This window comes from Blautia sp. TF10-30, from assembly GCF_003481245.1.
In the GTDB taxonomy this organism is placed as follows: Bacteria; Bacillota; Clostridia; order Lachnospirales; family Lachnospiraceae; genus Fusicatenibacter; species Fusicatenibacter saccharivorans.
The window spans coordinates 414621-429158 of sequence record NZ_QUKM01000001.1; the positions used below are offsets into that span (position 1 = coordinate 414621).

10 protein-coding genes are annotated in these 14538 nt (G+C 45.8%); all 10 read right to left on the reverse strand.

Annotated features, from left to right (window positions below; translation table 11 throughout):
* Positions 1–104 precede the first annotated feature (104 nt).
* Positions 105–1451: a glycoside hydrolase family 30 protein gene (locus DXD02_RS01885; RefSeq protein ID WP_118666303.1), complete on the reverse strand. Its 1347-nt coding sequence runs from the start codon at positions 1449–1451 to the stop codon at positions 105–107.
* 38 nt (positions 1452–1489) lie between these two features.
* Positions 1490–2314, reverse strand: a complete 825-nt coding sequence (locus DXD02_RS01890) for an MBL fold metallo-hydrolase (RefSeq protein ID WP_118666304.1) — start codon at positions 2312–2314, stop codon at positions 1490–1492.
* A gap of 332 nt (positions 2315–2646) precedes the next feature.
* Positions 2647–4185: an ABC transporter substrate-binding protein gene (locus DXD02_RS01895; RefSeq protein WP_118601212.1), complete on the reverse strand. Its 1539-nt coding sequence runs from the start codon at positions 4183–4185 to the stop codon at positions 2647–2649.
* Between the two features lie 46 nt (positions 4186–4231).
* Entirely contained in the window at positions 4232–5140 is a 909-nt protein-coding gene (locus DXD02_RS01900; RefSeq protein WP_118601211.1) for a carbohydrate ABC transporter permease, read from the reverse strand.
* A 24-nt stretch (positions 5141–5164) separates the two neighbouring features.
* Positions 5165–6097 (reverse strand): ABC transporter permease, encoded by a 933-nt coding sequence (locus DXD02_RS01905; protein WP_118601210.1) that lies wholly within the window; start codon positions 6095–6097, stop codon positions 5165–5167.
* Between the two features lie 329 nt (positions 6098–6426).
* A complete protein-coding gene (locus tag DXD02_RS01910; protein WP_118601209.1) occupies positions 6427–8229 on the reverse strand; it encodes a sensor histidine kinase in 1803 nt (600 codons plus the stop codon).
* Entirely contained in the window at positions 8229–9755 is a 1527-nt protein-coding gene (locus tag DXD02_RS01915; RefSeq protein WP_118601208.1) for a response regulator transcription factor, read from the reverse strand. Before DXD02_RS01915 ends, DXD02_RS01910 begins: the two co-directional genes overlap by 1 nt.
* A gap of 288 nt (positions 9756–10043) precedes the next feature.
* Positions 10044–10925: a site-specific tyrosine recombinase XerD gene (gene xerD, locus DXD02_RS01920; RefSeq protein WP_118601207.1), complete on the reverse strand. Its 882-nt coding sequence runs from the start codon at positions 10923–10925 to the stop codon at positions 10044–10046.
* 111 nt (positions 10926–11036) lie between these two features.
* Positions 11037–11612: a stage II sporulation protein M gene (locus DXD02_RS01925; protein ID WP_022463333.1), complete on the reverse strand. Its 576-nt coding sequence runs from the start codon at positions 11610–11612 to the stop codon at positions 11037–11039.
* A gap of 214 nt (positions 11613–11826) precedes the next feature.
* Entirely contained in the window at positions 11827–14409 is a 2583-nt protein-coding gene (locus tag DXD02_RS01930; RefSeq protein WP_117800854.1) for a glycoside hydrolase family 3 protein, read from the reverse strand.
* Positions 14410–14538: the final 129 nt, after the last annotated feature.

Here is a 14538-nt window from a genome sequence, read left to right on the forward strand (position 1 = left end):
TGATAGAAAAACCTCCGCTGCAGATTTTTACCGGTCTGCAGCGGAGGTTTTTGCTTATCTCTGATATTTTTTAAGGATATTTGCAACCCACTTCTTTAATTTCGTTAAATCAATACGGTCGCAATGCTGTTGCCCCAGAAGGTCAGACGGGTCGTGGTTCCGTTCATACGGAGATTGACCAGTTTATCCTCTTCTGACGTATTCATCACAACAAGGACAATCGTTCCATCCGGGTTCTTTGCCGCAGTGATTTCCAGATCCGGTGAATAAACGGAGCTTGCAATGCGGACAGCACCTGGTTTGATGTATTTTGAGAAATGTGCAATCGCGTGGAACATTGGTTTCACCTCAATGGTATCCGTTGTTCCGTCGCAGATGATCGGTGCACCGCAGAAATTGTCTACGTGGTTCGGTCCGCCGATTTCATCCAGCACAAGGTTCCAGTCGATCCAGTAGTTCATACCGTGGTTCAGATCCCCAATGATATCGTGTGCGTACTGTTTGGCATGGCGCAGGGAGTTTCCGGCTGCCGCGCCATAGCGTGCCAGTTCCACACAGCCCTCGCTGTGCATCAGCATCAGATCCGGGTAATCTTCTTTTACCATGGAAAGGGTGTCAAAATGATCGCCGGAATACCAGTGATATGCAACACCGGCAATCATGTCTTTTGTCGTCTCATCTACGATATCTCGCGTTCTCTCGTACGTTCTCTCTTTGTTATGATCCCAGATATACAGTTTTACATACTCCAGGCCTTTTTCTTTTAAGGTTGGATACAGATAGTCACGAAGGAATTCTTTTTCCTCTGCCGCTGTATACTCGCAGGAATCCCAGGTCTGAACGGCCAGCGGCTCGTTCTGTACGGTCATCCAGGAAATCGGCATGCCAAGTTTTTCGTACTCGGTGATGTACTTTGCAATATAATTTGCGTAATCCTGGTAGCACTCTTTTTTCAGGTGTCCGCCGCCGTTTCTTACGCCTGTCTCTTTCATGAAGGCCGGCGGGCTCCACGGAGAAAGCAGAAGCGAAACTGGTTTTCCAAGTGTTTTGGATACTGCTTTTACAAGCGGCTGTACGTATTTTGCATCCCGTTCCAGATTGAAGTCTTTGAATTCCGGATCGTCCGGATTTTCAACTGCGCAGTAGTTGCCGACGGAGAAATCGCAGCTGTCCATGTGAATACGGCCGATCGTATAGCCAATGCCGTCTTTTCCATAGTAAGCGTCTACTACTTTCTTCTGATTTTCTTTGCTCATGCGGGACAGCGCATAGCCTGCAGATTCCGTCAGTGCTGCTCCAAATCCTTCAATTTTCTGATACGTTTTGTCCGGGTACAGGTTAATGACCTGCATTTCCTGATTTTTCGCGTCCGGAATCAGTGCTGTCTCATAGTCTCTTGTTTTGATGCCATCTTCCCCAAAGATGGTTGCATGTAATGTTACTTTTGCCATACAATTACCTCTCCTTTTCTCTGCTTTTGCAGATAGATTTATTGCTCCGGCGCCTTTTCCAGGCAATCCGGGTAATAACTAAGTCTTGCGGTTCCATACTCCGCGTAAAGCATGCCTTTGCGCGGCGCTTCTCTTCCCGTCACTTCACCGGACAGGATCTGTTCCGCTGTTCTGATACAGTCATCCAGAATCGTCTCCGGCTGACTGAAAAAGCACGGTTCCCCGCCAAAGCCAATATGACCGCTGTAGGAGCGTTCATAACGGTTTTCATACGTTTTCAGATGATATAAGCCCTCCAGTGTCTTTCTCACACTGCATCCGAGCACAAGAAGGTTCTGGTTGCAGGCGTCTCCCGAAAACAGAATCTTTGTAATTTCGTCCAGAAAACAGATGCCGCCCGGTGTATGGCCGGCAACCGCAATACATTCCACACGACGGTTTCCAAGTTCAAAGCAGTCACCCTCGTGCAAAGCATGAAACTTTGGTAATCTTTCAAACGGCTGAATTTTTTTCGGATCATAGGAAAACGCTTCGTAGCCGCCTGCTCTTCCAAGCTCTTCTGCAAAATTACGCCGCACCTCCACATCTACATTCCGCACCATTTCAAAATCGTCTTCCTGAAGATAGACATCCGAAAATGCACCAATCCCTCCAATATGATCGTGATGCCCATGTGTCAGGACAACATCATATGGTTTATCTGTCAGACTTGCTGCAATACTTTTTAAATCAGAAAGTCCGCACGCGGTGTCAATCAGAAGCGCCCGTTCCTCTCCAATCAGGAAATAGCACGCAGACAGGCCAAACTCGTTAATTGCATACGTATTTTTTGCTATTTCAATGACCATTGGTTCTTTTATCATGTTTTGTTTCCTTTCCTTTCGGATCGCTGTTTCCTTTTACTATTGTTTGTCCGAAATTTTCTGGTAACGTCATTATATAAAATTCCATATTGCATTGGTAGGCTACAAAACTACGTTTTCTAGTAATATCCTACGTTTTTCCGTTATTTTGTATAGTTTTCAAATCGTTTCCCTTTATTTTTGCAACATTTTATAGAATTTTATCTGTCCTTTTGCTTTCGCCGTCACCGGCAGAGCTGCCGCCGGCAGTTTCTTTCGGATGTATGGCACCACAAAAGACCCGACAGGATTTCTCCCGCCGGGTCTTTTACTATTTTTATTTTATGGAAGTCTTATTTCAGGCTTGCAATATAATCGTCAAGCTGTTTCTGAGCTGCCTCTTTCATAGTCTCGATACCAGCTGCTTCCATCTGGGACTGATAATCGGCTAAACCAGACTCAGCTTCGGTATATCCGAGCTCCAGTGGCCACCAGTACTGCTGCTGTACGTTGTTGCATGCAGCAAGCTGGGTCTCAAAGGAAGAAGTATCCAGTACGAAACCTGCAAATTTCTCATTTCCCTGTCCGGAAACAATTTTGGACTCGAAATCATCTACATTTGTCTGATAATCATCCGGAGTTCCCTGCTGCTGACGGTTCAGAGCGTCACTTCTTGCAGACCACATTGCGTTGGTGCCATATTTGTCAGTATCCAGGATCTTGAACTGTCCCTGATCGTTCAGCTCATAGGAAGTTCCCTCGATACCATAATAGAATGCATCATATACTTCCTGATCGTTGGTGATCAGATCCCACAGAGCCATTGCTCTTTCCGGATGTTTGGATGTGTTGGAGATAACCATGCAGTCCTGAGTATATGGAAGATGAGCAACATCTTTTACCATATTGGCGTAATGGATATCATTTTCCGGATGAAGAATTGCCTGTCCTACGTAAGTATCAATGTTGTGGATCTTCAGAGCAGCTTTGCCGTTCTGGAATTTGGTGCTGTCGGTATCAGACAGAGCAGATTTGGAATAGAAGCCTTTCTCATTCCATCTTGCCATCATTTCCAGGAACTCAGGAGTTTTCTCCAGCTCATAGGAAGTCATAACGGTTGGATTCTCTGCTGTCGGATCATACCACAGATAACGGATACCATTGAAGGTAGCCAGTCCCTGATTTTCCATGTACATGAAGAAGATTTCCGGTGCGGTAGAGTAAAGATCGATACACTCCATCTCCGGATGAGTCTCTTTAACAAGATCGCAGTACTCTTCAATATCTTCAAAAGTTTCCATCTTTCCGTCCCAGTCGGTTCCCTCTACCAGGTCGCCACGCCACATTGGACCGTATGCATTGTAGGTAGACAGAAGAGATGGTACGCAGTAGTAGCTTCCGTTTACAGTAGCCTGCTGTTTTGCTTCCTCAGACTGTGCTGCAAAGTTCTTCGGAGCGTAGGTTGGCCAGAGCTCATCCAGGCTCTTGAATGCACCTTTCTGTGCCAGAGATGCAAAGTTCAGCCATGTTGCGCTGTATGCCATATCGAATTCCTCTCCTGAAGAGAACAGCAGCGGATATTTGTTTGCATACTCTGCCCAGCCGATCCAGTTGATCTTTAAGGAGCAGTTCAGTTTCTCTTTTAACAGTTTGTTCAGGTTCTCATCGATCTCATCCTGTCCGGATGGACGGTCACTGATGACATACATCGAAAGTTCTACAAACTCAGATGTATCGAGTTCTCCATCTGCGGATGCGGTAGAACCGCTGTTTGTGGTTCCGCTGTTAGAAGATCCGCTGGAGCTACTGTTACCGCAGCCTGCAAGCAGTCCGCCTGTCATGGCGATTGCCATGGAAACAGCAAGTGCTTTTCTTAAATTTTTGTTCTGCATATTTCTTTTTCCTCCTTTTTTGTGTTGCCTTTATAAAATCAGTCCATCAACCTTTGACAGAACCGATTGTAACACCTTTAACAAAATATTTCTGTACAAATGGATATACCAGAATGATCGGACCGGTTGCTACGACTGCCATCGCCAGTTTCAGGGAGTTGGACGGCATATCCTGCAACGGAATGTTTGCGGAGCTTGCCATCTGGGACATCGCCTGTGTTTTCTGCATCAGGGCGTACAGCATGTACTGCAGCGGGTATTTTGTTTCTGAGTTCATGTACAGCATTGCGTTGTACCAGTCGTTCCAGTAGCCAAGGGCAAGGAACAGACCGATGGTTGCCATTCCGGATTTCAGAAGCGGCAGGATGATACTGAAGAATGTTTTAAACTCACCGGCGCCGTCGATCTTTGCAGATTCGATCAGTGCAGTCGGGATTGCAGATACGAAAGTTCTCATAATCAGCAGATAGAAGACATTGAATACACCTGGTAAAATCAGGGCCAGATAGCTGTCTTTTAAGTGCAGGTACTGAATGTAGAAAATGTAAGAGCAAACCATACCGCCGTTGAACAGGGTTGTAAAGTAGAAGAAGAAAGACAGAGCGTTTCTGTACTTGAAATCTTTACGGCTGATAACATAAGCGGTCATTGTGGTAAGCAGAAGGCCGATTGCTGTTCCGACTAAGGTGATGAAAATAGATACGCCATAAGCACGGACAACGGTCATCGGGCTCTTAAAAATCAGTGAGTAAGCAGCGGTGGTAAAGTCTCTTGGGAGAATGCCATAGCCCTGGAACCGAATCGCCTGCTCAGATGAAAATGATCCGGAAACTACCATAACAAACGGCAGGAGACATACAAGAGCCATCAGTGCTACGAATACATAGCAGATTACGTAAAATACTTTTGTCGAAGTACTTTTCTTGATTTTCTGTGATTTTGCAACAGCTTGCATAACGAATTCCTCCTTTTCTCTGTCTTAGAACAGTGCCAGATCTTCTTCTACATGTTTTACAACTGCATTGACGATCATGATGGTTGCAAAGCAGATGGCGGACTGGTAGAAGGACGCTGCTGCTGTCATACCAAGGTTAGAGTTCTGAAGCAGGGAACGGAATACATAAGTATCGATAACGTCTGTCTTGTTGAAGAGCTGTCCGTTGTTTCCAACGATCTGATAGAACATCTCGAAGTCACCACGAAGGATACGTCCTACCTGCAGAAGAAGCATGGTAATGATGGTTGGAAGGATGCACGGGATGGTGATGTAACGGATTCTCTCAAAAATGTTTGCTCCGTCGATCGAAGCTGCCTCGTGAATCTCGGCATCTACACCGGTAATTGCTGCAATGTAGATAACGGAGTTATATCCACACCATTTCCATGAGTTGAACAGGCAGATGATCCATGGCCAGATGCCTGCTTTGGAAGCATCGTACATGTTTACTTTTTCAGCTCCGAAGAAAGTAAGAACGCTGTTCAGGATACCGGTTTCGTAGTTGAAGATGTTGTAAACGAATACACCAACGATAACCCAGGAAATAAAGTACGGTAAGAAGATAATGGACTGTGTTACTTTTTTGAACACTTTTTTGTTGATCTCTGAAATAAAAATCGCGATCAAAACGGCAAGAAGCTGTGAGGTAACCAGGTTTAACAGGTTATACACAACGGTATTTTTCGTGATTAACCATCCGGTTCCGGATGAGAAGAGGTACTCGAAGTTTGCAAATCCATTCCACTCACTTCCGAATACACCAAGGTCATATCGATAGTTCTTAAATGCCAGTACCAATCCGGACATTGGAAGATACTGCATAATCAATACCAGCAGAAATGCAGGCATCGCCATAACAAAAAGGGCTCTGTTTTTCTTTACTTCTGTTACAAAACTCTTAACATGCTTTCCCATTTGTTGACTTCCTTTCTTTTTCATAGTTCCTGCACTTAACTGTTTTTTGCCGGCGATAACTTTAAGTGCTCCCAAGACCCTCCACACATCGCTTTGTCTTGGGGCTTGTTCTTAACTGATGAACTTATTATACCGGACAATTTGGTTATTTTGTACCCAACAAAACTTTGATTTCTAGTAATATTTTATGTTTTCCGTGATCTCGTACAGGAAAATTCTTGTTTTTCTCCTGCTTTTTTGTGAACTTGTATAGTTTTTTCTGGTTTTCTGTATCGGTTTTCTTTCCTTTTGTGCAAAAAAGAGAGAACAAATGTCTCTCCTTTTTTCTGTCAGATCTTCTCTTCTGCTTCTTCCATAGTCATGGCCGGAATTTTTACTTCTACGCACGTTCCTTTTTCACTTTCTTTATATGTTACGCCGTATTTTTCTCCGAAGCAGAGTTTTAAACGGAAATTGATATTCCGCACGCCGTACCCGTGCCGGGCTTTCTTGATATCCTGTTCCGTTTCTTTTTGCATTTGTTCCACATTTACGCCCGGGCCGTCATCCTGTATGGTAAAGATAATATCCTCTTCCTCTTTCCGTGCCCGGATTGCGATGCTGCAGCTTTCGATTTCGCTGTATTCCGCAATGCCATGGACAATCGCATTTTCCACAAAGGGCTGTAAAATGATGTTGAGGCAGGCGAAGCCTTTTAATTCCTCCGGGACATCAACATTCAGTGAAATCTGATTGTCAAAATGGTAATTCTCAATGTTCACATAAACCTGTACATGTTCCACTTCTTCCCCGATCGTAATCAGGCTCTTTCCGTGATTCAGGCTCAAACGGTAAAAGCGCGCCAGGTTCCAGGTCAGCGTGCCAATCTCCTCTGCCCCATAATCCATGGAAATCCAGTTAATCAGATCCAGCGTATTGTAGAGAAAATGGGGATTGATCTGTGCCTGCAGGGCCCGCACTTCCGCCATTTTGACTTCTTTACCGAGCTTGTAATGTTCCTGCATCAGACGCTGCACTTCCTGTACCATGCCATTGAAGTTATGGTAAATTTCTTCGATTTCATCCCCTTCTGTTTCGAGCGGCAGATTCGCATTTAAATTTCCATTTTGCAGACCGGCCATTTCGCTTTTCAGCTTTTTCAGCCTTCCGACATAATAGCCGGAAAGAACATAAGATATCATCACAATGACAACAATCATGCCGCCCATCATCAGAATCGCCGAAAGCCAGAGAATCCGGTACTGATCCTCATATTCGCTCTTTGGAATCATGGAAATCATCTGCCAGGCGGCACCGTTTACGTTCCGGCGGACTGCATAATATTCCATCTGACCTTCTTTTTTCTTTTCCATCGAAATTTCCGGCCCGTAACTTAAGATTCCTCCGCTCCTCTGCATTTTCTGCAGGATCGTACTGCTGGAACTGGCAATCAGACGTCCGTTTTCACTCATCAGATAAACCAGACCTTTCGACGTGATATTGGCATTTTGCATAATATCCTGAAAACAGCTCACGGATACGCTGATGCTGCAAATACCAATTTCCTGATCCTTTGCTTCTTTCGAAACAATCCGGTGATACAATGTAACCATCTGTGATGTTTCCTGTTTATCAATCCCCGAACGTTCCTGACTCAGTGCAACGTAGTCTTCTCCCTGATTTAATGTATATCGCAAATCGACATAATCACTGCGTTCTTTTAAACGGGAGTTTTCGAAAAAGAAATAATGATTTCCTGAATATATCACGTCATCCGGCACATACAGACAGAAACGGTAAATCGAGTTCGACAGCTCATACGAATTAAATTCCCGATTCAGTTCATAATATTCAAGCCACTGGTCAAAATAAGGCCGGTTTCCGCCAAAATCCTTTGCTGACAAAGTGTCCTGAATCACCCAGCTGTTTTCCACCATGTCTGCCAGATAGGTCATGTTCTGCAGATAACTTTCGGTAAAAGAAATCGTCTGATTAATGGACTGTTCTACCGTGTAATCTGTCTTCTCCCGATATCTGCGAATCACCTGCGGATAGCAAAGAAAACAAAGGATAATCTGTACCAGAATCAGTGGAACCGCGAAGTACAGCATCATCCGCTTTTGCATCGATAATTTCTGTATTGGATTTCTCATCACAGCCGCAGACTCTCCTTATATTCTGTTAGTGTCATGCCTGTCATCTTTTTGAAAATTTTTGCAAAATAGTTGGCATCCGCATACCCAACCTGCTCTGAGATCTGATAGAATTTCAGCTGCGGATCTTTCATTTTCTGTTTAGCACGCTCCACACGGATTCCCAGCAGATACTGTCCGATGGTGAGCCCGGTCTGCTTTTTGAAAACAGCGGACAGATACGTTGGTGTCAGATAAACCGAATCGGCAATTCTGGCAATCGACAGATCCGTCTCTGCATAGTGTTCCTGTATGTATTCCGTCACCTTGCTGATGGTAAAGGAATTCTCTGTTTTCTTTTTCTCTTTTCCATCCTCAGACCGCTCCAGAAGCTGTTCGATCCGCCGGATCATCTCATCGCGCATCTCCGCAAAGGTTTCTGCCTGCCAGAAAAAGTCGGTTCCGTTCTGTTCCCACGGTTTTTCCATGTTTCCGGGATAAAAATACTCTGCGGCTTTCTCCAGCATTTCCTGCATCTGGCAGTAAATATAGCGAACCGTACTGCTCATATGCATATGACGCTGCACCAGCTCTTCGTATAAGTTTTTCTGAAAACGACAGGCTTCTTTTTTCTCTTTTTCCATTAACAGATGATAAAAAACATCCAGCTGTTTTTTACCATCCTGTTTCCACTCCGATTCCCAGGGAAGTTCCGGCGGCACTTCTTCAAAGCACACACTTTTTCCCCATCCAAGCCAGGAAAGCGCTTTCTCTGCCTCTTTTGCTTCGTGGTAGGAACGCAGAATTTCTTCTTTTCCGCTTCCTCTTGTTCCGTTGGAAACAAAATATCCGCCCAGTGTGCCGTCCGATGTGAATTTGTTCAAAGCGGACAGCAGGATGGGTTCTATTTTCTTCCACCGCTTTTCTTCCTCACTTCCAAGAAGAAGAATCAGGCAAAACGGATCAAGAAGTGTTGCTGTCATCGAAATATCATGCTGTAAAAAGACCGCTTTCAGTTCCTTTTCGAACATTGGAAGAAAGCCATTTCCACAGCCTTCCCTGTCGAAATGAATTCTGACAATCCGGAAGTACGTACCCTCTGCCTGTTCCATGGAAACATCGGTATCCAGCTCCAGCAGATAATTTCGGAGTTTTGCGCGCTCATTTTTTCTGCGCTCTCCGACGCGTTTTACCGCCTCTTTTACATTTTCTGCCAGAAGATTCACATTCACCGGCTTTTCCACGTATCCAACCGCATGCAGATCGATCGCTGCTTTCAGATATTCTTTATCTGCATAGCCAGTGGAAAAAATAATTTCTATTTCCGGATATTTTTCTCTTAATGTTCTGCAAAGCTCTATTCCGGACATGCCTGGCATCCGGATGTCAGAAAGAACGATGTCCGGATGAAACGTTTCCGCCAGTTCCAGCGCTTTTTCTCCGTTTTCTGCTGCCTGCACTTCCAAAACGCCAAGTTTCTGCCAGGGCACATGCTTTAAAAGACCATTCCGAATTACTTTTTCGTCTTCGACTACCATCAGTTTCATAGGATACCTCTTTATCTGTTATCATTCTAAATGAATACGTCCGCTTACGCAGACACCGCTGTGCGTGAAAGTCCGTTTTTCTACTATATATACAAAAAATCTTTCGTTTACCCTTACACACACCGTAAAACTAAGTATATCATATTTTTTGTACTCTGTGAACAAGAAAAAGTTCCACTGATCCCTTTTCTTGTATGTATGACAACAAAAAAAGCAGCGTACACGCCAAACTTTTTGTTAAAAATTTGTCATACACGCTGTTTCTTTGCTTTTTTTCTGGTAAAACTGCTACTTTCTCGGGTGTGCTTTCTGGTAAACATCACGGATTTTGTTGACGCCAAGATGGAGATACATCTGTGTCGTCGAAATATCGGCATGTCCCATCATCTCTTGGACGCTCTTTAAATCCGCACCATTTTGCAGCAGATGGGTTGCAAACGAATGGCGCAGGGTATGCGGCGTAATATCCGCCGTAATGCCTGCGGATTTCGCATAGGATTTCAGGATTTTCCAGAATCCCTGACGGCTCATCGGACCTCCGGAACAGTTGACAAACAGTACATCATCATCCCGTCCATGCATCAGGGCTGCGCGCGCACTCCCCAGATACTGCTCCAACGCCTTTTTCGCCGGTCCGCCGAACGGAACGATCCGCTCCTTTTCATCGCGGCAGGTGATGTAGCCCATCATAAGGTTGACATCCTGTATCTTCAAATGGATCAGCTCACTGACGCGGATACCGGTCGCATACAGCATTTCCAGCATTGCTTTGTCGCGGATCCCCTTTGGCGTGTCGGTTTTGGGCTGGCGAAGCAGCAGATCGACCTCTGCGATGGAAAGGATCTCCGGCATTTTCCGCTCAACCCTCGGTGGCTGCAGTGCTTTCGACGGGTCAGATACCATTTTTCCCTCCTGACATGCATATTGGCAAAACATATGAATCGCCGCAATGCTGCGCGAGATCGTTGCCGGGGAGAAGTGTTCCCGCTCCAGATATAATAAATAAGAATTTAAAACCGTTGCATTCATCTGCTCCGGTTTTTCTATTCCGTGCTCCTTCAAAAAAACTGCCAGCTTTCGAAGATCGCGCTGATAGGAGACTTCTGTATTTTTTGACGCTTTCTTTTCCGTCTGTAGATAGTCCGTAAATGACTGTATCGTTTCCTGCATAGCTTTTTTCCTTTTTGCTTTTTTCTCCCTCTCACTGCCCGATAAAGGGTAACAATGCTTTTAATTATATACACGTTTTTTCAAAAATGCAATTCCCTTTTCAGACCGTTTTTACAGGATTTTCGCAAGAAACCACGGATTGACATAACTCTCAAGCAGAATACCCCACAGAAGCAGGATCAGTGCAAAGAAGTAGCGCACGCCGAAGCAAAAATATTCCTTTTTCTGTATGCCGCCGGCAAGGTGATTCGTCTCTGCCATCCGGCTACACGCAGCAGCCATCAGAAATAACGCGGCAAGGTAGAGGAAAATCTGCGGAAAAAGAGCCAAAAAAAAGAATAAAAGACCTGCCATTCCGTTCTGCAGATAGGCAGCCGAGAGAAAGACGCCACACAGAAAACCATATGCCCAAACGGCAGCAGTGGCAAAATACGCACCGATTGCCGTCAATCCAAAGAGAAGTCCCGCAAATGCCGGTGCTAACCGTACCTTTAGAAGATAGGAAAAGCAGGCCTTTGCGGAAATTTTTCTTCCAAAAAACGCCTCCGCCTGAAATAGGCGGACGCTATTTCCCTCCTTCATTCCCGTGTGGGATGCCGCAAGCAGCAGCAGTACACCGAGGGTCATACCGGCCGCAAACCAGAGGGCAAAAAAACGAATATATGCATTCTCATCCCGTTCTCTCATTTGCTTTTTGCGCCTCCTTATTTTCTGCCTTACTGTCAATGTATTCACGGTTCATAGACAATATACGTAAAAGAAGTGCCTGCTCCGCAGACCCCCATCTGCGAATGGCACTTCTTTCCTCTTTTCAGGGTCCCCCAATGTCTCACGCACCGAAATGTCCGTTCATTTCAAACCCTGCTTTTTGTATATCCCCATAAGATATTTTTCACTTCTTTTATTTCACGACAAGATAGGTATCCAGATCATCGAACTGATCAAGGTAGCTGACTGCGCCCTCGTACATATTGGACTGCAGTACGATATTTACCGTGTTATAGATGCAGCGTTTCAATTCTGCCATCGTCAGAGTTCCATCTGCAAGTTCTTTTTTGATGTTCTCGTGATCCTCCGGCAGACCCGGCATTACCATGTCATTTCCGGCTCTCATGCAGCCCGCTGCCGTACACTCGCCCTGGATCTGTACGTTGGTGGTTGTCCAGTCGGTCATGATGGCTCCTGCAAATCCCCACTCATCTCTCGCTGCTTTCGTGCAGGTATCGTAGCAGTTTGCAGCGTGTACACCATTGATCAGGTTGTAAGATGTCATAATGGACATCGGCTGTGCATCTTTGACTGCGATTTCAAAGCCTTTCAGATAGATCTCACGCAGGGCACGCTCGGACAGGATGGAATCGGAGCCCATACGGTTATCCTCCTGATTGTTGCATGCGAAGTGTTTGATCGTGGTTCCGCAGCCCGGTACCTTCTGTACACCGAGCGTCATAGCAGCCGCCATCATACCAGCAAGCAGCGGATCCTCGGAATAATATTCAAAGTTTCTTCCGCAGAGCGGATTTCTGTGGATGTTCATGCCAGGTGCCAGCCACAGTGTTACGTTGAACAGCTCCATCTCATGGCCGATCATCTCGCCGACTCTCTTGATCAGTTCTACATCCCAGCTCTGTGCCAGAAGTGTTCCAACCGGAATTGCGGTACAGAACTGATAATAGGTTGTTCCGCGTTTTTCCTGCGGTTTGCTGAAGAATCCGCCTTCCAGTGCCGCCAGGAAATCGCTCGCTACGATCTCTCCGTTGTCTACCTGGTATTCTCTCTTCAGACGAAGACCTGCAGGTCCGTCCACCAGAGCAATGGTGGTTACATTCCACGGCTCCTCCGAAGCACACGGGGATGTCTCCGCTGCTGCTCCCGGAACAGAAATTCCTGCGGAGCCAAGCGCGTTGCCCTGTGCTCTTCCCGGATCACCGGTTGCAAGGAGTGCCAGCTGATCCACAGAAAGGGATTCCACAATCTTTCCTGCTTTTCCAGGAAGCTCTTCCGGTACCGGCTGGTAATCTACTTTCTCAGTTGGGATCTCAGATGCCTTGAGCTCGATCACGCTCATTCTCTTTTCTTTTACTTCCTTCTGCCATGCAGCCTCTCTTGCCTGAACTTTTTCTGCATCAGGAACAATCTCATTCAATTTCTCTTTCAGCGGGCAGATATTTTCACACGCTGTCATGACTGCTTTCTCGTCCAGCTCCAGCGCGCCGGAGAGAACAGATGTATTCAGATCATTTCCAATCCAGATACCATACATGCCAGGCTCCAGAATCCAGGATGCGCTTTCCTCCTCATAGGAAGTCAGCTGATACAGCGGGAAGGTGATGGTCATGGTCTGGGATTCCTTCGGAGCCAGCAGTTTTGTTTTTCCAAAGCCTGCCAGACGGCGGAACTCTTTCACCAGTCTGCCCTGCGGGCAGGAAGCGTAGATCTGTACAACTTCTTTTCCTGCATAAGTATCGCCGGTGTTGGTAACGGTAACAGTCACGCTTACTTTCGGATTCATCATACCGCGGCCGCTTACTTTGATGTCATCGGTTCTGATCTCGAAATCGGTGTAGGACATACCGTAACCGAAGGAGTAACGGACTGGTACTTCAAAGGTATCGAAGTAACGGTATCCAACGAAGATACCCTCTTCGTATTTTTCTTTCATGAGGTCGCCGCTCTTGTAGCTGTAAACCTCTGCACCCGGATAATCATAGTAATCTTTTGCCCAGGTATCTGTCATTTTTCCGGATGGGGTTACATCGCCGCTTACAACATCAGCAAATGCATTTCCGCCTTCCTGGCCTGCCTGTACGTACTGTAAAATAGAGCGGATATTGTCAAATTCTTCTACGAATGCCAGATCCATCAGGCCGCCGGTGTTGATAACAAGAACAACGTTTTTATAGCATCTGGAAACCTGTGCCAGAATAGCTTTCTCTTCTTTGGAGATGAAGTAGTCACCCTCCGTATCAAAACGGTCTTTGTTCTCTCCTGCGATACGTGCCAGAACGAAGAATGCGGTGTCTGCACCGTCGGCTGCTGCTTTCTCTTCATCGATTGGGTTTCCGGATGGCATAAAGAACGGGGTTGCAGAGTAAGCATCAAAGAATTTTGTGTCGTCTCCGTTCAATTTTGTGAAAATCTCATTTTTCCAGTCCAGTCTTGCCTGTACGTAGAGTTTATCGTAATCCTCCAGCCATTCACTGCTTGTTACGTCGTAGCCTGCATTTTTCATGCCCTGGAAAATATTAACGCTGTCACGCTCATTGACATCGCCGGAACCGGTGCCTCCTTTGATGGTGCGGATCGCACCTGCTCCGTAAAGACCTACCTTGCTGCCCTTTGCCAGCGGCAGGAAATGATCTTTGTTTTCCAGAAGAACGAATCCCTCTGCTGCTGCCTCGCGGGCAAGTTTGCGGTGATCTGTTTCACGCTGGGTTACTTCCGGAGATGTAGTTCCGTTAAAGGTTCTTACCTTTGCTTTCATGTCTTTGTTCCTCCCAAACTTTGTTTCGTGCTAATGTCTCCATTATCTTCCCTTTTTCGTGTAACTTCTAGTTCCTTTCTTGTCCTTTCTCTGGTTGATATTGATATTTCGCCCAATTTCTGGTACAAT

Coding starts and splice junctions, on each gene's coding strand:
- DXD02_RS01895 (WP_118601212.1), bottom strand. CDS start 4,185: ATGCAGAACAAAAATTTAAGAAAAGCACTTGCTGTTTCCATGGCAATC.
- DXD02_RS01910 (WP_118601209.1), bottom strand. CDS start 8,229: ATGAGAAATCCAATACAGAAATTATCGATGCAAAAGCGGATGATGCTG.
- DXD02_RS01890 (WP_118666304.1), bottom strand. CDS start 2,314: ATGATAAAAGAACCAATGGTCATTGAAATAGCAAAAAATACGTATGCA.
- xerD (WP_118601207.1), bottom strand. CDS start 10,925: ATGCAGGAAACGATACAGTCATTTACGGACTATCTACAGACGGAAAAG.
- DXD02_RS01885 (WP_118666303.1), bottom strand. CDS start 1,451: ATGGCAAAAGTAACATTACATGCAACCATCTTTGGGGAAGATGGCATC.
- DXD02_RS01905 (WP_118601210.1), bottom strand. CDS start 6,097: ATGGGAAAGCATGTTAAGAGTTTTGTAACAGAAGTAAAGAAAAACAGA.
- DXD02_RS01925 (WP_022463333.1), bottom strand. CDS start 11,612: ATGAGAGAACGGGATGAGAATGCATATATTCGTTTTTTTGCCCTCTGG.
- DXD02_RS01900 (WP_118601211.1), bottom strand. CDS start 5,140: ATGCAAGCTGTTGCAAAATCACAGAAAATCAAGAAAAGTACTTCGACA.
- DXD02_RS01915 (WP_118601208.1), bottom strand. CDS start 9,755: ATGAAACTGATGGTAGTCGAAGACGAAAAAGTAATTCGGAATGGTCTT.
- DXD02_RS01930 (WP_117800854.1), bottom strand. CDS start 14,409: ATGAAAGCAAAGGTAAGAACCTTTAACGGAACTACATCTCCGGAAGTA.